Annotated in this window: 16 protein-coding genes and 2 tRNA genes; 8 read left to right on the top strand and 10 right to left on the bottom strand. The window is 67.3% G+C overall.

Features of this window, described 5'->3' with window-relative positions; translation table 11 throughout:
* Positions 1–121 precede the first annotated feature (121 nt).
* On the top strand, positions 122–1,312 hold the full coding sequence (locus H566_RS0120605; RefSeq protein ID WP_028312920.1) for an amino acid aminotransferase: 1,191 nt from the start codon (positions 122–124) through the stop codon (positions 1,310–1,312).
* A gap of 179 nt (positions 1,313–1,491) precedes the next feature.
* On the opposite strand, the gene H566_RS0120610 is transcribed toward H566_RS0120605, so the two are convergent.
* From H566_RS0120610 to H566_RS0120620, 3 genes are all read right to left on the bottom strand, one after another.
* On the bottom strand, positions 1,492–3,543 hold the full coding sequence (locus H566_RS0120610) for a multicopper oxidase family protein (protein ID WP_028312921.1): 2,052 nt from the start codon (positions 3,541–3,543) through the stop codon (positions 1,492–1,494).
* A gap of 272 nt (positions 3,544–3,815) precedes the next feature.
* Positions 3,816–4,667, bottom strand: coding sequence for a 3-hydroxybutyryl-CoA dehydrogenase (locus H566_RS0120615; RefSeq protein ID WP_028312922.1), 852 nt, complete (start codon positions 4,665–4,667; stop codon positions 3,816–3,818).
* Between the two features lie 153 nt (positions 4,668–4,820).
* Positions 4,821–5,915 (bottom strand): substrate-binding domain-containing protein, encoded by a 1,095-nt coding sequence (locus tag H566_RS0120620; RefSeq protein WP_028312923.1) that lies wholly within the window; start codon positions 5,913–5,915, stop codon positions 4,821–4,823.
* Between the two features lie 163 nt (positions 5,916–6,078).
* Here H566_RS0120620 and H566_RS0120625 point away from each other — a divergent pair, with 163 nt between their 5' ends.
* From H566_RS0120625 to purT, 7 genes are all read left to right on the top strand, one after another.
* On the top strand, positions 6,079–6,549 hold the full coding sequence (locus tag H566_RS0120625; RefSeq protein ID WP_028312924.1) for a formate dehydrogenase subunit gamma: 471 nt from the start codon (positions 6,079–6,081) through the stop codon (positions 6,547–6,549).
* A gap of 79 nt (positions 6,550–6,628) precedes the next feature.
* Positions 6,629–8,224 carry a formate dehydrogenase beta subunit gene (locus H566_RS0120630; RefSeq protein WP_034412323.1) on the top strand — a complete coding sequence of 532 codons (1,596 nt, stop codon included), beginning with the start codon at positions 6,629–6,631 and terminating at the stop codon, positions 8,222–8,224.
* A gap of 86 nt (positions 8,225–8,310) precedes the next feature.
* The gene (gene fdhF, locus H566_RS0120635; protein WP_028312926.1) at positions 8,311–11,184 is read left to right on the top strand and encodes a formate dehydrogenase subunit alpha; all 2,874 of its coding nucleotides are present in this window, start codon (positions 8,311–8,313) and stop codon (positions 11,182–11,184) included.
* The gene (gene fdhD, locus H566_RS26755; protein ID WP_245591418.1) at positions 11,184–12,161 is read left to right on the top strand and encodes a formate dehydrogenase accessory sulfurtransferase FdhD; all 978 of its coding nucleotides are present in this window, start codon (positions 11,184–11,186) and stop codon (positions 12,159–12,161) included. Before fdhF ends, fdhD begins: the two co-directional genes overlap by 1 nt.
* A 17-nt stretch (positions 12,162–12,178) precedes the next feature.
* Complete coding sequence (locus H566_RS0120645) at positions 12,179–12,406, top strand: formate dehydrogenase subunit delta (RefSeq protein ID WP_028312927.1); 228 nt, start codon at positions 12,179–12,181, stop codon at positions 12,404–12,406.
* Between the two features lie 281 nt (positions 12,407–12,687).
* On the top strand, positions 12,688–13,065 hold the full coding sequence (locus tag H566_RS0120650; protein ID WP_028312928.1) for a thioredoxin family protein: 378 nt from the start codon (positions 12,688–12,690) through the stop codon (positions 13,063–13,065).
* Positions 13,062–14,330, top strand: coding sequence for a formate-dependent phosphoribosylglycinamide formyltransferase (gene purT, locus H566_RS0120655; RefSeq protein WP_028312929.1), 1,269 nt, complete (start codon positions 13,062–13,064; stop codon positions 14,328–14,330). Before H566_RS0120650 ends, purT begins: the two co-directional genes overlap by 4 nt.
* 11 nt (positions 14,331–14,341) lie before the next feature.
* Here the strand turns inward: purT and H566_RS0120660 are convergent, their stop codons facing one another.
* From H566_RS0120660 to H566_RS0120690, 7 genes are all read right to left on the bottom strand, one after another.
* Complete coding sequence (locus tag H566_RS0120660) at positions 14,342–15,091, bottom strand: HAD family hydrolase (RefSeq protein WP_156924531.1); 750 nt, start codon at positions 15,089–15,091, stop codon at positions 14,342–14,344.
* Positions 15,064–15,140 (bottom strand) — tRNA-Arg (locus H566_RS0120665). Before H566_RS0120665 ends, H566_RS0120660 begins: the two co-directional genes overlap by 28 nt.
* 89 nt (positions 15,141–15,229) lie before the next feature.
* Complete coding sequence (locus H566_RS26760; protein WP_051379078.1) at positions 15,230–15,823, bottom strand: TetR/AcrR family transcriptional regulator; 594 nt, start codon at positions 15,821–15,823, stop codon at positions 15,230–15,232.
* 391 nt (positions 15,824–16,214) lie between these two features.
* A tRNA-Ser gene (locus H566_RS0120675) sits at positions 16,215–16,307 on the bottom strand.
* A gap of 43 nt (positions 16,308–16,350) precedes the next feature.
* Complete coding sequence (locus H566_RS0120680; protein ID WP_028312931.1) at positions 16,351–17,607, bottom strand: aspartate kinase; 1,257 nt, start codon at positions 17,605–17,607, stop codon at positions 16,351–16,353.
* A 202-nt stretch (positions 17,608–17,809) separates the two neighbouring features.
* Positions 17,810–18,160: a DUF4144 family protein gene (locus tag H566_RS0120685; RefSeq protein WP_028312932.1), complete on the bottom strand. Its 351-nt coding sequence runs from the start codon at positions 18,158–18,160 to the stop codon at positions 17,810–17,812.
* Positions 18,157–20,577 carry a heavy metal translocating P-type ATPase gene (locus H566_RS0120690; RefSeq protein WP_028312933.1) on the bottom strand — a complete coding sequence of 807 codons (2,421 nt, stop codon included), beginning with the start codon at positions 20,575–20,577 and terminating at the stop codon, positions 18,157–18,159. Before H566_RS0120690 ends, H566_RS0120685 begins: the two co-directional genes overlap by 4 nt.
* Positions 20,578–20,627 lie beyond the last annotated feature (50 nt).

Genomic DNA, 20,627 nt, shown 5'->3' on the forward strand with positions numbered 1-20,627 from the left:
GGGCGGTCACACCTCATTGCAGCGGCCATCCGTCGGCCCTGCTCCAGACCGCGAGGCCGCACGAGCCCGCGCGGCGCCACGAACGCCGAACCTGCCCCTGCTCTTACGGAGAAACCAAGCCATGTCCGCATCCTTGTTCGCTGCCATCGACCTCGCCCCGCGCGACCCGATCCTGGGCCTCAACGAGGCGTTTGCCGCCGACAAGCGCGATACCAAGGTCAACCTCGGTGTCGGCGTGTACTACGACGATGCGGGCAAGATTCCGCTGCTGGCCGCCGTGCGCGAAGCCGAGAAGCTGCGCTTCGAGCAGGCCGCCGCCCGCGGCTATCTGCCGATCGAAGGCATCGCCGCCTATGACGCCGCCGTCGGCAAGCTGCTGTTCGGCGCCGAATCGCCGATCGTGACCGAAGGCCGCCTCGTCACCGCCCAGGCCCTCGGCGGCACGGGCGCCCTCAAGATCGGCGCCGACTTCCTCAAGCGCTACTTCCCGGCCAGCAAGGTGCTCATCTCGAACCCGAGCTGGGAAAACCACCGCGCGCTGTTCGAGTCGGCCGGCTTCGAAGTCGGCACCTATGCCTACTACGTCTCGCCGACCGACGGCGCCAACGTCGCCGGCATGCTGGCCGACCTGAAGGCCGCCGCGCCGCAGACCATCGTCGTGCTGCACGCCTGCTGCCACAACCCGACCGGCGTCGATCTCACGGCCGACGACTGGAAGCAGGTGGTCGAAGTGGTCAAGGAACGCAACCTCATCGCCTTCCTCGACATCGCCTACCAGGGCTTCGGTGACGGCATCGACGCCGACGCCGTGGCGGTGCGCCTGTTCGCCGACGCCGGCATCAGCTTCCTCGTCAGCAGCTCGTTCTCGAAGTCGTTCTCGCTGTACGGCGAGCGCGTCGGCGCGCTGACCGTGGTGGACGGCAGCAAGGACGAATCGGCCCGCGTGCTGAGCCAGCTCAAGCGCGTGATCCGCACCAACTACTCCAACCCGCCGACCCACGGCGGCACGGTCGTCGCCTCGGTGCTCAACACGCCCGAACTGCGCAAGCTGTGGGAAGACGAACTCGCCGGCATGCGCGACCGCATCAAGACGATGCGCGCGGGCCTGGCCGAAGGTCTGGGCGAGAAGTTCGCCTTCGTGACGCGCCAGCGCGGCATGTTCTCGTACACCGGCCTGAGCGCGGCGCAGGTCGAGCGCCTGAAGGAAGAGTTCGGCATCTACGCGGTGAGCAGCGGCCGGATCTGCGTCGCGGCGCTGAACAGCAAGAACCTCGGCTATGTGGTGGATGCGATCGGCAAGGTGGTTGCGTAAGCAGCCCAGTCGCGGCGGCGTCTGCCGCTGTGGACTGAAATGAAAAAGCCGCCGAGCCCTCACGGGCCGGCGGCTTTTTCATGGCTGGCGCCCCCGGCTAACTCGCGGAAACGGCCGGTATCTCAAATGGGCCGAGGAACGGCAGGCGCCCGCACGGGCACCTGCGCCTCTCTAAACCATCACTGCACGACCGACGCCCCGCGCAGCAGCGCCGACTTCTCGCCCCTGCGCGTCGTCCGGCATTGCGCCGGATCGAGCACCCGCCCGTCCCGATCGCGGATCGCATTCCACAGCCCGCCCGAGTTCTCCAGCCGCTCGGCGGCCTCATCCCGCAGGCTGTTGGCGGCAAGCCACCGCCCGCGCGTGAACGCGACCTTGCCGCTGCGATAGCCCAGGCCCAGCGGATCAACCCGCCGGCCGGCTTCCGCCAGTTGCTGCGCCGCCCTCACCTTCGCGCTCGCCACCGTGACGGGCGAGCCGACGCGCAGGATGGCCATCATCCCGTTGTCCTCGTGTTCGAGGATGTGGCAGTGGTAGACGAAGTTGCCGCGGATGTCCGACTCGTTGAAGTACATGCGCAGCGTCACCGCCGGATAGGGGCCGGAGCCGCTCCACGCGGGCAGCTCGATCGTGTCGCGCAGCGCCATGCGGTCCATTTCCTGGGTCTGGGCGTCGGCCACGGGCAGGCGCGCGAGCACGCGGAAGCGGATCTGGTGGATGTGGAACACATGCGCCTCGGTCGCGCGGTTCTCGATGCGCCATTGCTGCACGGCGCCCGGCGGCACCACGATCGACGGACCGTCACGCATGCCGAAGGCCTTTTCCGGACCCGGATCGGGATCGGTGCTGGCGTCCTCGGTGATGTAGAACTCGCCCGCGTCATCGTTCTGCGAGAAGTAGAGCGCGTGATGGCTCTTCGCCGCCGGTACGAGCGACGCCGTATCGACGAAGCGCGTGCGGCTCTGGCCGAGCGTGGTGCCGAAGGTGAGGCTGGTGGTGAGCAGGCTCAGCAGGCTCGGCGCCTGCACCCAGGCGAGCGTGCGCTGCGGGTTGGAGTCGGCGGCGGTCTCGTAGGCGAGGCTCACGACTTCGGCGGTCTGGCCGATGAGCGGCGCGTCGATCACGAACTCGGCGCGGCCGCCCGGCGGCAGCAGCAGCTCGGTGCGCGGCAGCAGCTTGTCCGGCGATTCACCCAGACCAAGCAGCACGCCGAGCGGATTGAGCGGGTCGAACAGATAGCTGCCGCCCGCGCCCGCGAGCGGCACGCCGTCCATCGACGCGACCCAGAAGGTCTTGGGCGTGCCCGAGTAGCGCACCTGCAAGCGCACATAGCTGTCGGCCGAGGCATTGGCCACGCGCCAGAACTCGCGCCGGCCTTCCATCTTGATGACGCCCGGCGCGGCATAGCCGGCCACGCCGGCCGCCGTCGGCTGGAAGCGCGGCGACACCCAGTTGACCGACAGGTCCTTCCACGGCGGCACGACGGCCGGCCGCACCGACTTGCCGCCGTCCTGCGTGACGAGCAGCGTGCCGCCGGCGAGCAGCTTGTCGAGTTCGGCGTCGGTCGCGGGCTGGTTGAGCGCGTTGAAGATCGAGCGCTGGGTGCGCGGCAGGGCGCGGTCGGCCAGCACGTCGGGGCGCTCGATGTAGCTCACGCCCGAGGGCGCGGGGGCGCGGTCCTGATCGCGGATGATGAGCACGCGCTCGCGCAGGTTGCGCACGACGTTGGGCAGCTGCGCGGGGTTGTCCACGATGACCGCGCCGGTCATGCCGCCGAGCATCTGGTCCTGCGCGAGCGTGTGGATGTGCGGGTGGTACCAGTCCATGCCCGGCGGGCTGTTGGACGGGAAGCGCATGTCGTAGGTCCAGCTGCCGCCGGGCTGGACGACGGTGGTGATCACCTCGTCGGAGCCGCAGCCGGGCATGGCGCTGGTGCCGTGCATGTGCAGGTTGAACGCGAAGCTGCGCATCACCGCCTCAGGCGTGCAGGGCGTGCCGAGCGCCGGGTTCCAGGCGTGGGCCGCCGTGATGGGCGTGGACGGCATGTGGTTCTCGGCCGTGAAGCCGATGCGCTCGCCCGGCTTGAGCCGGATGACCGGCGCCTCGCGCGTGCGCCCGTACACGTCGGTGTGCAGCAGGCAGTAGCGGCCGGTGATGTTGCCGCCCGACGGATCGCCGTCGAACCAGGCGGCGAGCTTGCCGCCGACCACGCCGTTGCTGGCGTAGATCATGGGCGGATCGTTGATGACACTGCCAGCCGCGGGCTTGGCCGGGCATTGCCCGGCGCTGGCTAGCGAGGAGGCGACTGCCAGCCCGAGGCCGGCGAGCCACCGCAAGGCGGTCTGTTGCTTCATTTTTTCCCTGATATCTGCGGTTTGTTACTAAGAAAAACCTGCAGACGATCAGGGGAAAGACGATGAAGAACTAGATGGACTTCCTAGAAAAGACAGCCATCCGGACCGACGGACGCTTGCGCATCACGAGCGGCCATCAGTCCGGGGCATCAGGCGTAGCTGTAGAAGCCCTTGCCCGTCTTGCGGCCCAGATAGCCGGCCGCGACCATTTCCTTGAGCAGCGGCGCCGGGCGGTACTTGGGATCGTTCAGGCCGTTGTAGAAGACCTCCATGATCGCCAGCAGGGTGTCGAGGCCGATCAGGTCGGCCAGCGCCAGCGGGCCCATCGGCTGGCCGCAGCCGAGCTTCATGCCGGTGTCGATTTCCTCGGCGCTCGCCAGGCCCTCGCTCAGCACGAAGATCGCCTCGTTGATCATCGGGCAGAGGATGCGGTTGACGACGAAGCCGGGGTGGTTCTTGACCGAGATCGGCGTCTTGCCGACGGCCTTGGCATAGGCCTCGGCCACGGCGAAGGTCGCGTCGGTGGTTTGCAGGCCGCGGATCAGCTCGACCAGCGCCATCAGCGGCACCGGGTTGAAGAAGTGCACGCCGATGAAGCGCTCGGGCTTGGCGAGCGTGGCGGCCAGCTTGGTGATCGAGATCGACGAGGTGTTGGTGGCGATGACGGTCTCGGGGCCGACGGCATCCTCGATCATCTTGAGGATCTTGACCTTGAGGCCTTCGTTCTCGGTCGCGGCCTCGACCACCATGTCCACGCCCGCGAGGTCGGCATAGCTCGTCGTGCCCTTGATGCGCGCGACGGCGGCGGCGGCGGCCTCGGCGGTGAGCTTTTCCTTCTTGACGAGCTTGTCGAGGCTGCCCGACAGCGTCTTGATGCCGCGCGCGACGGCCTCGTCGGAGATGTCGACGAGCACCACGTCGATGCCGGCAAGCGCCGTCACCTGCGCGATGCCGTTGCCCATGGTGCCGGCGCCAATCACGCCCAGTTTGCTGATCGTCATGCGAGTTCTCCTGTTGTGAATCCGAATCCGGGTTAGAGACAGAACGCTATTGTGCAATGCATCCAGACGCCACCGTATTGATGCGTGATGGCGGTTTGCCTGGCTTCCCTTGCGCGGTGTCGGGCCAGGACCGAGCGGTGACCGCGTCGGCCATCAACCAGCCTTGCCGCGCCGCATTGCCGGCGCAAGCCATGCCTCCGCCGCCGCCGACACCTCGCCCGCGCCCTCGGCGTCATAACCCGCGAGCGCGTCGGTCGCCACGCGGAAAGCCGGACTGCGCAGCACATCCAGCACCCTGACAACGGCCGGTGACTCCAGCGTTGCGGCATCGCAAAGAAGAAAGTAGCGCTCGTTGTGCAGCGGGATGAAGTCGAGCCCGAAGCGCCGCGCCGGCGTCTCGACGCCGAAGGCCGCGTCGGCCATGCCGCTCGCCACATAGGCCGCGACGGCCGCATGCGTGAATTCGCTCTGCTGGTAGCCGTCGATGCGCCGCGCCTGCACCTTCGCCTGCTTGAGCAGCAGGTCGAGCAGCAGCCGCGTGCCCGAGCCGGGCTGGCGGTTGACGAAGCGCACGCCGTTGCGCGCGAGGTCGGCCAGCTCGTAGATCTTGCGCGGATTGCCGGGCGCCACCATCAGCCCCTGGCGCCGCGTCGCCACATGCACGAGCCGCTGGCGCTCGCCGCCGAGCGCCGAGCCGTAATGCCGCCGCGCCGCCGCCTCCTGCTCGCCGATCGGCAGATGCATGCCCGCCAGCTCGCAATGCCCGTTGCGCAGCGCGCCCAGCGCCTCCTCGGCCGAGCAGTACTTGAGCTCGACCGCGATGTCGGCGGCGGTCGCCTGCGCATGCAGCACCTCCATCGCGAAACCGTGGCTCGCATGGATGCGCAGCCCCGACGGCTGGGCCGACAGCGTGCGCCGCAGCTCGACCTCGATTTCGGAGCCGAGCATGTCGAGCGCCGGCGACAGCCGCGCGTCGATGCGGCGATCGGCCCAGACCAGCCGCTCGCCCAGCGCGGTGAGCGTCGAGCCCTTGCCGCGCTCCATGAGCACGAGCGGCGCGCCGAGGCCGGCCTCGGCCTCGCGCAGCAGGCCCCAGGCGTGGCGGTAGCTGAGGCCGATCGCCTCGCAGCCGGCGAGCAGGCTGCCGCGCTCGTGCACGGCGCCGAGCAGCTCGATCAGGCGTTGCGGCAGCTCGGTGCCGTCGGTGCGCCGGATCGTCCAGCGCGGGCGGATGAGAATCTTGAACATGGCCCGCATCATATGCTTTCGACAGCCTATAAATGCGCTCACATCCGCTTATTGCGACCACGGCAGGCGCTGACTACAGTCCGGCCCGGAGACACCGGCCAATATGAAGCCGGCAACACATGACGCTCCGCAGCAAATGCGCGGGCGCCCGGGAGCCATTGCCATGAAGCTCGACCTCGACGCACTGCGCGCGCTCATCGCGACGCATGCCGACACCCCCGGCGGCCTGATGCCCGCCCTCCATGCCGTCCAGGCCGCCATCGGCCACGTCCCGCCGGAAGTCGTGCCGCTGCTGGCCGACACCTTCAACCTTTCGCGGGCCGAGGTGCATGGGGTCGTCACCTTCTATCACCACTTCCGCCAGACGCCGCCGGGCCTGCACCAGATCGAGGTGTGCCGCGCCGAGTCCTGCCAGGCGATGGGCTCCGACGCGCTCGAAGCGCATGTCGAGCACAAGCTCGGCTGCAAGCACCACGACAAGTCGGCCGACGGCCGCTGGTCGCTGGAGCCGGTGTACTGCCTCGGCCTGTGCGCGATGTCGCCGGCGATCGCCATCGACGGCCAGCCGCATGCGCGCATGACGCCCGAGAAGTTCGACCGCCTCGTCGCCGCGCTCGGCGACGGCGCGCAGTGACGCCGGGCCGGCACGCGGCAATCGCCGCCGGCGCCGCCCACGCCCGCCGCCGCATCCGCACCGAATTCCAGGAGCCGTCATGAGCATCCATCACCACGATCCCCTCGCCGCGCCCGTCGTGTACGTGCCGCGCGATTCCGCCGCGCTCGCCGTCGGCGCCGACGCGGTCGCCAAGGCCATCGCCGACGAGGCCCACAAGCGCGGCCTTGAAGTGCGCATCGTGCGCAACGGCTCGCGCGGGCTGTTCTGGCTTGAAACCCTTGTCGAGGTGCTAACCGCCGAGGGCCGCGTGGCCTACGGCCCGGTCGACGCGCTCGACGTGCCGTCGCTGTTCGACGCCGGCTTCCTCAAGGGCGGCGCGCATGCGCTCGGCCACGGCCTCACCGAGCAGATCCCGTATCTGGCGAAGCAGGAACGCCTGACCTTCGCGCGCATGGGCATCACCGATCCGCTGTCGATCGCCGATTACGAAGCCCACGGCGGCATGGCCGGCCTGCGCCGCGCCATCACCCTCACGCCCGAAGAAATCGTGAAGGAAGTGACCGACTCCGGTCTGCGCGGTCGGGGCGGCGCGGCCTTCCCGGCCGGCATCAAGTGGAACACCGTGCTCAAGGCCCAGGCCGACCAGAAGTACGTCGTCTGCAATGCCGACGAGGGCGATTCCGGCACCTTCAGCGACCGCATGACGATGGAGGGCGACCCCTTCATGCTCATCGAGGGCGTGGCGATCGCCGGCCTCGCGGTGGGCGCGACGCGCGGCTACATCTACATCCGCTCCGAGTACCCGCACGCGCTCGCCACCATGGACGAGGCGATCCGCCGCGCCGAGGAATGCGGCTGGCTCGGCGAGAACGTCGCCGGCTCGGGCCGCGCCTTCCGGCTCGAAACCCGCAAGGCCGCCGGCGCCTATGTGTGCGGCGAGGAAACCGCGATGCTCGAAAGCATCGAGGGCAAGCGCGGCGTGGTGCGCGCCAAGCCGCCGATCCCGGCGCTCGTGGGCCTGTTCGGCCAGCCGACCGTCATCAACAACGTCATCAGCCTCGCCTCGGTGCCGATCATCCTGGCGAAGGGCGCGCAGTTCTACCGCGACTACGGCATGGGCCGCTCGCACGGCACGCTGCCCTTCCAGCTGGCGGGCAACATCCGGCACGGCGGGCTGATCGAGAAGGCCTTCGGCATCACGTTGCGCGAACTGATGTTCGACTTCGGCGGCGGCAGCGCGAGCGGCCGGCCGATCAAGGCGGTGCAGGTGGGCGGCCCGCTCGGCGCCTATCTGCCCGAGTCGCAGTGGGACATCCCGCTCGACTACGAGCAGTACGCGGCGGTCGGCGCCGTCGTCGGCCACGGCGGCATCGTCGTGCATGACGACCGCGCCGACATGAGCCGGCTCGCGCGCTACGCGATGGAATTCTGCGTGGCCGAGAGCTGCGGCAAGTGCACGCCCTGCCGCATCGGCTCGACGCGCGGCGTCGAGGTCATCGACCGCCTCAAGGCCGCCGATACGCCCGAGAAGCACGAGCAGCAGACCGAGCTGCTGCGCGACCTCTGCGACACGATGCTTGCCGGCTCGCTGTGCGCGATGGGCGGCATGACGCCCTACCCCGTGCTGTCGGCGCTCAAGCACTTTCCGGCCGATTTCGCGGCCCAACCGGCGCAGGCCAAGCAGCCCGCCTGATGCGACGCGGGCCGCGCCGGCGCGCGCGGCCTCACCCCATTGCCCGGCATGACGGCCGCCGAAGCGCCGTCGGAGGAGACAGAACCATGTCCACCGTTTTCCGCGAAATCGAGATCGACTACGGCACGCCGAAGCGCGTGTCCGACAAGACCGTCACCCTCGACATCGACGGCGTGAGCGTGACCGTGCCCGAGGGCACGTCCGTGATGCGCGCCGCCGCCGAGGCCGGCATCAGCATTCCCAAGCTGTGCGCGACCGACACGCTCGAAGCCTTCGGCTCCTGCCGGCTCTGTCTGGTGGAGATCGAAGGCCGGCGCGGCACGCCCGCGTCCTGCACCACGCCGGCCGAGGCCGGCATGAAGGTCAAGACGCAAACCGACCGCCTCGCCAAACTGCGCCGCGGCGTGATGGAGCTGTACATCTCCGACCATCCGCTCGACTGCCTGACCTGCCCCACCAACGGCGATTGCGAATTGCAGGACATGGCCGGCGCCGTGGGCCTGCGCAACGTGCGCTACGGCTACGAGGGCGACAACCACCTCAAGGCGCAGAAGGACGAGTCGAACCCGTACTTCACCTATGACGCCTCGAAATGCATCGTCTGCAACCGCTGCGTGCGCGCCTGCGAGGAGCAGCAGGGCACCTTCGCGCTGACGATCAGCGGTCGCGGCTTCGAGTCGCGCGTGTCGCCGGGCCAGGACCAGCCGTTCATGGAGTCGGAATGCGTGAGCTGCGGCGCCTGCGTCAACGCCTGCCCGACCGCCACGCTGGAGGAAAAGACCGTCATCCGCATCGGCCAGCCCGAGCACAGCGCGATCACCACCTGCGCCTATTGCGGCGTGGGCTGCGGCTTCAAGGCCGAGATGAAGGGCAACACTGTCGTGCGCATGACGCCGTGGAAGGACGGCCAGGCCAACGAGGGCCACAGCTGCATCAAGGGCCGCTTCGCCTGGGGTTACGCCACGCACAAGGACCGCATCACCAAGCCGATGATCCGCAAGAGCATCAGCGATCCGTGGCGCGAGGTGAGCTGGGAAGAAGCCTTCGCCTACACGGCGAGCGAGTTCCGCCGCATCCAGGCCAAGTACGGCCGCGACAGCGTGGGCGGCATCGTCTCCAGCCGTTGCACGAATGAAGAGGGCTATCTCGTGCAGAAGCTGGTGCGCGCGGCCTTCGGCAACAACAACGTCGATACCTGCGCCCGCGTCTGCCATTCGCCCACGGGCTATGGCCTGGGCCAGACCTTCGGCACCTCGGCCGGCACCCAGACCTTCAAGTCGGTCGAGCAGAGCGACGTGATCCTCGTGATCGGCGCCAACCCGACCGACGGCCATCCGGTGTTCGGCTCGCGCATGAAGAAGCGGCTGCGCGAGGGCGCGCGCCTCATCGTCATCGACCCGCGCCGCATCGACATGGTCAAGTCGCCGCACGTGAAAGCCGACTTTCATTTGCAACTTAAGCCCGGCACCAACGTGGCGGTGCTGACGGCGCTGGCGCATGTGATCGTGACCGAGGGCCTGCTCGCCGACGAGTACATCGCCGAACGCTGCGACCCCAAGGCCTTCGGCGAGTGGAAGGCATTCGTCGCCCGCGCCGACAACTCGCCCGAGGCGATGGCCGACACCACCGGCGTGCCGGCCGAACTCGTGCGCGGCGCCGCGCGGCTGTACGCGACCGGCGGCAATGCTGCCATCTACTACGGCCTCGGCGTGACCGAGCACAGCCAGGGCAGCACGGCCGTCATGGCGATCGCCAATCTCGCGATGGCCACCGGCAACGTCGGCCGCGAAGGCGTGGGCGTGAACCCGCTGCGCGGCCAGAACAACGTGCAGGGCTCCTGCGACATGGGCTCCTTCCCGCACGAGCTGCCGGGCTATCGCCACATCAGCGACAGCACGACGCGCGCGCTGTTCGAGGACGCCTGGGGCGTGACGCTCAACCCCGAGCCGGGCCTGCGCATTCCCAACATGTTCGAGGCGGCGATCGGCGGCAGCTTCAAGGCGCTGTACTGCGAGGGTGAGGACATCGTCCAGAGCGACCCCAACACCCAGCATGTGGCCGAAGCGCTCATGAGCATGGAGTGCATCGTCGTGCAGGACCTGTTCCTGAACGAGACCGCCAAGTACGCGCATGTCTTCCTGCCGGGCTCGTCCTTCCTGGAAAAGGACGGCACCTTCACCAACGCCGAGCGCCGCATCTCGCGCGTGCGCAAGGTGATGCCGCCGCTCGGTGGCTATTCCGACTGGGAAGTGACCTGCAAGCTGGCCGAGGCGCTCGGCTATCCGATGCCCTATCGCAACCCGGAAGAGATCATGGACGAGATCGCGCGCCTGACGCCGACCTTCCATGGCGTGAGCTACCGCAAGATCGACGAGCTGGGCAGCGTGCAATGGCCCTGCAACGAGAGCGCGCCCGAGGGCACGCCGACGATGCACATCGGCGGCTTCGTGCGCGGCAAGGGGCGCTTCATCATCACGCAGTACATCGGCACCGACGAGAAGGTGACGCGCATGTACCCGCTGCTGCTCACGACCGGCCGCATCCTCAGCCAGTACAACGTCGGCGCCCAGACCCGCCGCACCGACAACAACCAGTGGCACGAGGAAGACCGGCTCGAAATCCATCCGCATGACGCCGAGGACCGCGGCATCAACGACGGCGACTGGGTCGGCATCAAGAGCCGCGCCGGCGAGACGGTGCTGCGCGCCGTCGTGAGCGAACGGATGCAGCCGGGCGTCGTGTACACGACCTTCCACTTCCCCGAATCGGGCGCCAACGTCATCACGACCGACAACTCCGATTGGGCCACCAACTGCCCCGAGTACAAGGTGACCGCCGTGCAGGTGATGCCGGTGACGCAGCCGTCCGAATGGCAGCAGGGCTATACGCGCTTCAACAAGCTGCAGGAGCAGCTGCTGCGCGAACGCGAGTCGGCCGACGCCGCCGCGACGGTGAAGTGATGCCCGACGGGCTCGACGCGATGGTGCCGGCCGGCGGCGTTGCAAGCGATTGCAATGCCGTGGGCGGTGCGTCGGCGGGCGGCGGCTCGTCGGCCTTGCCGGTCGGCGACGACCGGGCGGCCTGCGTCGTCACCGGCGCCCGTGACGAGGCTGTGCCGCCGCGCTGCGAGGCCGTGATCGACGCCACGCCGTCGCGCACGGTGACGGTCGGCGGCTGGCGCGGCGACGCGGCCTTCGCGGGCTATGACACCGTCGTGGAAGAAGTGCCGGTCGCCCTGGAGTTCAACGGCATCTCGCATGCGGTGATGCTCGCGACGCCGGCCGACCTGGAGGATTTCGCGCTCGGCTTCGCGCTCACCGAAGGCATCGTGCGCGACGCGACCGAGGTGCGCGACATCGAAGTCGAGCCGCGTTGCGAAGGCATCGCCGTCAAGCTCGACATCGCGTCGGAGCGCTTCGCTGGCCTGAAGGAACGCCGCCGCAGCATGACCGGCCGCACCGGCTGCGGCCTGTGCGGCACCGAAAGCCTGGCCCACGCGGTGCGCTCGCTGCCTGCGGTCGCGTCGCGCGCCGTCACCTCGCGCGCGGCGATTGCAAGCGCTCTCAACACCCTGCCCGCTCGCCAGCCGCTGCAACGCGCGACTGGCGGCGCCCACGCCGCCGCCTGGTGCGATACCGACGGCCGCGTGCTGCTCGTGCGCGAGGACGTCGGCCGGCACAACGCGCTCGACAAGCTCGCCGGCGCACTCGCGCGCGGCGGCTTCGACGCCGATGCCGGCTTCGCGCTCGTGACCAGCCGCGCCAGCGTCGAGATGGTGCAGAAGGCGCAGGCGCTCGGCATCGGCATCCTCGTCGCAGTGTCGGCGCCGACCGCGCTCGCCATCGACATCGCCACGCGCGCCGGCATCTGCCTGGCCGGCTTCGCGCGCGGCCGCAATCTCAACCTCTACAGCGGCGCCGCGCGCATCCGCGCCTGAGCGCCACGGAGACAGCAATGGACAACAGCAAGCTCGTGCGCATGGCCAACCAGATCGGCGCCTTCTTCGCCGCCATGCCCGACCGCGCCGAGGCGCTCCAGGGCATCGCCCAGCACATCCACCGCTTCTGGGAACCGCGCATGCGGCGCGACCTGTTCGCGCACATCGACGCCACCAACGGCGACGGGCTCGACGAGATCGTCACCGTCGCGCTGCGCGAGCACCGCGAGGAACTCGCGGCCTGATGTCTTGCCGCCCGCGCTCGCCGCCCGGCGAGTACGGGCCTTCAACCGCGAGCCGCGAACTGCGGCGCGGCAATCCCGCCACCGCATTCACCCCGCGCCGACTGCCCGCCGCGACCGATCGCCCTGCCTCGCGACCGGTCGCGGCAGACGGGGGCAGCCCTCGCCTCTCCTCCCACCACAAGCATCGGCGGCGCCACACCGGGCGACCGCTGGTCAGGGGCCTTGCCGCGACGCGGCCCGGCAATGCGCCAGAATCGGGGCTTCAACAGAACGGAGCGCCCATGGCCACCATCGAAGTCACCGACGACAGCTTCAAGGACGTCATCGACAACAATCCCATCGTCATCCTCGATTTCTGGGCGACGTGGTGCGGGCCGTGCAAGGGTTTCGCGCCGGTGTTCGAGGCCGCGTCCGAGAAGCATCCGGACATCGTGTTCGGCAAGATCGACACCGACCAGCAGCAGGAGCTGTCGAGCGGCTTCCAGATCCGTTCGGTGCCCACGCTCATGATCCTTCGCGACCGGATCATGATCTACCGCGAGGCGGGCGCGCTCGGCGCCGGCGCGCTCGAAAAGCTCATCGAGGAAGCGCGCGCGCTCGACATGGACGCGATCCGCGCCGAACTGGCCGAGCTGCAGAAGAAGGAAGGCCAGGCATGACGAAACCGCTCGGTACGCCGCTGTCGCCCTCGGCCACGCGGGTCATGCTTCTCGGCTCCGGCGAGCTGGGCAAGGAAGTGCTGATCGCGCTGCAACGTCTGGGCGTCGAGACGATCGCGGTCGATCGCTACGACAACGCGCCGGGCCATCAGGTCGCGCACCGCGCACACACGATCGCGATGACCAACGGCGCCCAGCTCAAGGCGCTGATCGAAGCCGAGAAGCCCGACCTCGTCGTGCCCGAGATCGAAGCCATCGCCACGCCGATGCTCCAGGAACTGGAAGCCGCCGGCGTCGTGCGCGTCGTGCCCAACGCCCGCGCCGCGCGCCTGACGATGGACCGCGAAGGCATCCGCCGCCTCGCCGCCGAGACGCTCGGCCTGCCGACCAGCCCCTACGCCTTCGCCGACACGCTCGAACAGCTCCAGGCCGCGATCGACGGCGGCATCGGCTATCCGTGCATGGTCAAACCGGTGATGAGTTCGTCGGGCAAGGGCCAGAGCAAGCTCGACGGCCCCGACGACGTGAAGAAGGCTTGGGAGTACGCACAGGCCGGCGGCCGCGTGGGTGCGGGCCGCGTCATCGTCGAAGGCTTCATCGACTTCGATTACGAGATCACGCTGCTCACGGTACGCGCGCATGCGGCACCGGCGGTGGACGGCGCAGACGGCAGCACGCCGGCCAACACTGGCTTGACTCGGCCCATCGACACGCATTTCTGCGAGCCGATCGGCCATGTGCAGGTCCACGGTGACTACGTCGAAAGCTGGCAGCCCTGCGCAATGGCGCCGCTCGCGCTGCAACGCGCGCAGGACATCGCGAGGGCGGTCACCGCCGCGCTCGGCGGCGACGGCGGCTGCGGCATCTACGGCGTCGAGCTGTTCGTGAAGGGCGACGCGGTGTGGTTCAGCGAAGTGTCGCCGCGCCCGCACGACACCGGACTCGTCACGCTCGTCACGCAATGGCAAAACGAGTTCGAACTGCATGCACGCGCCATCCTCGGCCTGCCGGTGGATACATCCCTACGCAGCCCGGGGGCATCGGCCGTCATCTACGGCGGTGTCGAGGCAAAGGAGATCGTCTTTGACGGTGTCGCCGAAGCGCTCGCCGTGCCGGGCACGGAACTGCGCCTGTTCGGCAAACCGGAGAGCTTTGTTCGCCGGCGCATGGGCGTGGCACTCGCACATGCCACGGCTGTCGAGGCGGCCCGCATCAACGCAAAGACTGCGGCCAGCCATGTGAAGCCACGCAGGCCGCTCGTCTGACGCGCCACCGCTCAGGCGAGATCGAGGATCCGCCAGCCGCGCTCGATTGCCACCGCGCGCAATCGAGCGTCCGGCGTGACGGCCACCGGGTGACTCACGTACTCAAGCAACGGCAGATCATTGAACGAATCGCTGTAGAAGACGCTTTCGTCAAAACTCGACCAATCCAGTCCCTGGGCCAGCAACCAGTCGCGCACATTCGCTATCTTGCCTTCGCGATAGTTGAGCAAACCCTCGACTTCCCCTGAAATGAAACTGCCTTGCGGGCCTTCAGCCATCGCAATCCGGGTAGCGACCATGTGCTCGAAGCCGAAAATTTCGCGATAGGCGGACGCGATGAACTCGCTGGTCGCCGTCACCAGGCAGCAAAGATCTCCGCTTGCATGATGCGAATGCACGAGACGCATTGCAGCAGCAGAAACATGCTTGCCGCTTTCCTCACGCCATTCATTTCGCCACGCAGTCAATGATTCGACCGGATAACGCATTAGCAGGGCGTAGTACTCACGGTTCAACTGCCTGAGATCGACCCGGCCCGCAACGTATTCGATGCAGTGCTCGGTATAACGGTCGACAAAGCCAGCATCGACCAACTCTCGGGCAACGAGAAAACGGAGGAGATCAGCGCCGCTGTCATAGGAGATCAGCGTGTGATCTAGGTCGAAGAGTGCAAGTCTGCGTTTCATGCCAAAAACAAAAGGTCCATTCAGATAATCTGAATGGACCTTGAATTTGGTGCGGCTGGCAGGATTCGAACCCACGACCCCCTGGTTCGTAGCCAGGTACTCTATCCAACTGAGCTACAGCCGCTCAAGAATTAAATTGTAGCATGAAAATTTGTTTTCAAACTACATTTTTTGCTTTGCTTTGTTTCGCACGCCGCAAAGCAGAAAACGAGATCATACGCATTCGCGGTGATTTTGCAAGTCCTCAGCGGCATAAATTTTCAAGAACGCGTCTGCTGCAGCCAACGTCGTCCGTTCCAACTCCCGACTCTTGACGTTCAAACCCAGCAGAAGTCGGGTCAGCGCATTGTCCCGCACCATTCCTATGAACTGGCTTGCGGCCATTCCTGGATCTTGGACCGACAGGCGCCCCTCCTGCCCGAGCTTTTCGAGCAACTTGGTCAGACGTACCTTGGCTGACTGAAAGGGGCTGTTCCGATGAAACGCCTCGGCAAGCTGTGGAAATCGCGGACTCTCCGCAATCACATTGCGCATCAACGACAGTGACTCCGGATCCGACAAGGCCTGCAGCAGGTTTCGCCCGATCGTTTCGAAGGTGCGACGGAGATCGCTGCTGTCGTCAGGGATGAGTCCATCCTCCGCAGCACGGCGACGCGCCGTTTGTGATACTGCGAGTTCATACAACTGCTCCTTCGAACTCACGAACTTGTAAACCGTGGTTTTCGATACACGCGCCTCTCGTGCAACGCGCTCAATCGTGACGGGGCCGTAGCCCTCGGAAATGAACAGCCTGGAGGCAATCTCCATGATTCGGATGCGCGACTGCTCCAGTGGCGCGGACGACTTTCGGATTTCAGTCCTGACTGACGACTTTCGAGGGAGTTCCAGTGACTCCGCTTTTCCAAGACTTTTTGGCATGCGTACCTCAATAGAAGGTCGCAAGAAAGTACCCGAAGCATTGCTTGGCGATACTGGCTGCGAAGCAAAGCAGCGCAAGGTTTCACACATGCCACCATCAGGTGATGCCAAGTCACTACAGACTGCAACTCACAAGGTCGGAATTATCCTTGCAAAGACATGTTGCGCCATTCGAATTGCGACCGTCCGGAGCTTGGATTGATTCGAAGTGAATGCAAAATGAAAAACCCCCGAAACTCGACGGACTGCATGTCGGATTCGGGGGTTTTTTACTGATCATTGGCGGAGACGAAGGGATTCGAACCCTTGATGCAGCTCTTCACCGCATACTCCCTTAGCAGGGGAGCACCTTCGGCCTCTCGGTCACGTCTCCAGCTGAGCGCGTGACTATAGCCGCTTACAGACTCGCTGGCAAATCAGGCGGCTGTGGTTTCGAGGCCGAAAGCCTTGTGCAGCGCGCGAACCGCCAGCTCCATGTACTTGTCGGCGATGACGACCGAGATCTTGATTTCCGACGTCGAGATCATCTGGATGTTGATGCCCTCGTTGAAGAGCGTCTCGAACATCTTGCTGGCGATGCCCACATGCGAGCGCATGCCGATCCCGACCGCGCTCACCTTGCACACCGCCGGATCGCCGACGATTTCCTTCGCGCCGATCTCCGGCTTGACCTTGGTGTTGAGCACGTCGAGCGCCTTGGCCAGCTCGCCACGCGCGACCGTGAACGAGAAGTCGGTGAAGCCTTCCACCGACTGGTTCTGGATGATCACGTCGACATCGATGTTGGCCTCGGCGATCGGGCCGAGGATCTTGAACGCCACACCCGGCTTGTCGGGCACGCCGAGCACGGTGACCTTGGCTTCATCGCGGCTGAAGGCGATGCCGGAGATGACAGCGGTTTCCATCTTTTCGTCTTCCTCGAAGGTGATCAGGGTGCCCGAAATCATTTCGTCTTCGAGCGGCATGAGCGGGTCGGTCAGGCTCGACAGCACGCGGGTACGCACGCGGTACTTGCCGGCGAATTCGACCGAGCGGATTTGCAGGACCTTGGAGCCGAGCGAGGCCATCTCCAGCATTTCTTCGAAGCTGATGACCTTGAGGCGGCGGGCTTCCGGCACGACGCGCGGATCGGTCGTGTAGACGCCGTCCACGTCGGTATAGATGAGGCATTCCTCGGCCTTGAGCGCGGCGGCGACCGCGACGGCGGAGGTGTCGGAGCCACCACGGCCGAGCGTGGTGATGCTGCCGAGTTCGTCGATGCCCTGGAAGCCGGTGATGACGACGACCTTGCCCGCGTCGAGATCGGCGCGCACTCGCGTGTCGTCGATCGAGCTGATGCGTGCCTTGGTGTAGGCGGAGTCGGTCCTGACCGGTACCTGCCAACCGGCATAGCTGACGGCCGGCACGCCTTCGGCCTGGAGCGCCAGCGCGAGCAGACCAACCGAGACCTGTTCGCCGGTCGACGCGATCATGTCGAGTTCGCGCGGATCGGGATTGCTCGTCAGTTCCTTCGCGAGGCCGAGCAGGCGGTTGGTTTCGCCCGACATCGCGGAAGGGACGACGACGATCTGATGCCCGGCGCGCACCCATTTGGCGACGCGGCGCGCGACATTGCGGATGCGTTCCGTCGAGCCCATCGACGTGCCGCCGTACTTGTGAACGATCAAAGCCATGATGTTGCCGAGTGAAAGGTGATCGACGCACCAATCGAAGCCACGAGGGCAAGGCAGACCGGCGCGTCACACAAAAAGCCTTTGATTATAAGACGGCCGCGTGATGCGTCTTTTCGGGCTTGCGCCTGCGGGCCGCAAGGCGTCAGCGCGGGCACGAACATCGGCGCGCTCATGCATTCGCGGCGAATCGATCCCGCAGGGCTCAGTCGGCGGTTTGCGCAACAAGCGCGATGCCTTCCGCAAAGCTCGCAAGTTCGATCTTGCTAACGCAGCACTGCCCCGCCATCGACAGGTGGCGCCGCACCAGTTCGGAAAATTTGCCCAGCGACATGAGGGACCCGTCGCCACGCGGCACGATGGCCGGCGGACATGCCGACACAGGCAGTACCGCATCGAACACGACGCCGTTCGAGTCGATGACACAGTCGCCGTCATGCGGTCGCCAATGCCGGAAATCGAGATCGCTCGTCCAGTGACCGACATCCCTGACGGGCAGAAGCTCGTCGATGCCGCGCTGTCGCAGCACGCCGGGCCAGCAGGGCGTCCGCGTCATTTCGTCCCCTTCCAGCGCCGCAGCGTCAGGGCGTTCGTCACGACGCTCACGCTGCTGAAGGCCATTGCCGCGCCGGCGACCACCGGACTCAGCAAGCCCGCCGCGGCAAGCGGGATCCCGATGACGTTGTAGGCGAAGGCCCAGAACAGGTTCTGGCGGATCTTGGTGTAGGTACGCCGCGAAATGTCGATTGCGTCGGCGACGAGGGCCGGATCGCCGTGCATGAGCGTGATGCCCGCGGCATGCATGGCGACATCGGTACCGGTGGACATCGCAATTCCCACGTCGGCGGCCGCGAGTGCCGGCGCATCGTTGATGCCATCGCCCACCATTGCGACCCGGCCGCCGGCCGAGCGCAGTTCGCCGATGATGCGCGCCTTGTCCTCGGGAAGTACCTCGGCGCGCACATCGTCGATGCCGAGCGTGCGCGCGACCGCGCCGGCGCTACGCGCGTTGTCGCCGCTGATCAGCACGGTGCGCACGTCGATGGCATGCAATGCGCGGATCGCACCGGCGGCCTCGGGCTTGATCTCGTCGCCGAAGGCCAGCAAGCCGAGCGGACACCGAGCCGCGCCGTCCTCGGCCAGCCATGACACGGTGCGCCCAGCCGCTTCATGCGGCCCCGCAAGCGCTTGCATCGTCATCGCGTCGATGCCGGTTTCGATCATCCAGCGCGTGCTGCCAAGACGCAGGACACGGCCCGCGACCACGGCCGACATGCCGCGTCCGGGCAGGGCGCGCAGGTCACTCGCTCCAGTCACCGGCGCGCCACCGCGTCGCGCTGCCTCGGCGACGGCGCGCGCCAGCGGATGCTCGCTGCCGGACTGGATCGCAGCCGCGAGACCGAGTAGTTCCCCCGCGCTCGTGGCCGCATCGACCGGCTCGCAGGCGAGCAGTTCCGGATGGCCGCGCGTGAGCGTGCCGGTCTTGTCGAAGGCGACGATGCGCAGCTCGTGCGCGAGTTCGAGCGCCTCGGCGTCCTTGATGAGGATGCCGCGCCGCGCCGCCGCGCCCGTGCCGACCATGATTGCCGTCGGTGTCGCGAGACCCAGCGCGCAGGGGCAGGCAATCACCAGCACGCCGACCGCGTTGAGGATCGCGCGCTCCCAGTCGCCACCGGCCAAGCCCCAGCCCAGCAGCGTGAGCAGCGCGATGCCCATCACCACCGGTACGAACACCGCCGCCACCCGATCGACCAGCTGCTGGATCGGCGCCTTGGCGGCCTGGGCGTTCTCGACCAGTCGGACGATGCGCGCGAGCGTCGTCTCGGCGCCAACGGCGGTTACCGTCACCAGCAGCAGGCCGTCGCCGTTGACCGCGCCGCCCGTGACCCGATCGCCGACAGCCCGCGCGACCGGCAGGCTTTCGCCCGTCACCAGCGACTCGTCAACCTGGCTCTCGCCTTCGAGCACCGTGCCGTCCGCCGGCAGGCGCTCGCCCGGCCGCACGACCAGCGTGTCGCCCGTGCGCAGTTGCGCGAGCGAAATCTCGACATCGCCATCCGGCCGCCGCACCCGCGCCGTGTCGGGCCGCAGCGCGTTGAGCGCCCGGATCGCCTCGGTCGTCTGACGCTTGGCGCGCGTCTCCAGCCACTTGCCGAGCCGCACCAGCGTGATCACGACCGCCGACGCCTCGAAGTACAGATGCGGCATCGCCTCGCGCGACGCGGCCAGCTGCCACAGGCTGAGCCCGAACGCCGCCGACGTACCCAGCGCGACCAGCAGATCCATGTTGCCGGCCCCCGCGCGCAAGGCCTTCCAGCCCGCACGGTAAAAGCGCGCGCCCAGCCAAAACTGCACCGGCGCGGCCAGCGCGAATTGCAGCCAGCCATCGAGCATCCAGTGCCTGCCGGCGAGTTCCGCGAGCATCGGCAGCACGAGCGGCAAGCTCAGCGCCGCGCTGATCGCGACCCGCGCGCCCTCGCCGATCGCAATCCCGGCGGCCGGAGGCGGCGCATCCGCGGGCGACTCGGCGGCCAGCAGCTCGTAGCCCGCGCGCTTCACCGCCGCCATCAGCTCCGACGACGACGACTGCCCGGGCACGAGACGGATCTCCGCAATTTCCGTCGCGAGATTCACCGTCGCCGACACGACGCCGGGCTGGCGCATCAGCACCTTCTCGATACGTGCGGCACAAGATGCGCAGGTCATGCCACGCACGGCGAAGCGCAGCTCCTGCTCGCCCACGCGGAATCCGGCCTTCTCCACCGCGCCGCGCAAGGCATCGAACCCGACATCGCCCGCCGTGCGCACTGCGGCCGACTCCATGGCCAGATTGATGCTCGCCGACTCGACGCCCGGCACACGGCGCAGCACCTTCTCGATGCGCGTCGCGCAGGCGGCACAGGTCATGCCCTCGACCGGAAAGCTCCAGTCGCGCGACGCGGAAGCGGGCTTGCTGTCGGTAAGGCTGTCCATGCGGGCGCTCCGTGTTGCCAGTCGGCATTGCTGGCGGAAACGACATTGTG

The sequence above is a fragment of the Derxia gummosa DSM 723 genome (genome assembly GCF_000482785.1).
Taxonomy (GTDB): domain Bacteria; phylum Pseudomonadota; class Gammaproteobacteria; order Burkholderiales; family Burkholderiaceae_E; genus Derxia; species Derxia gummosa.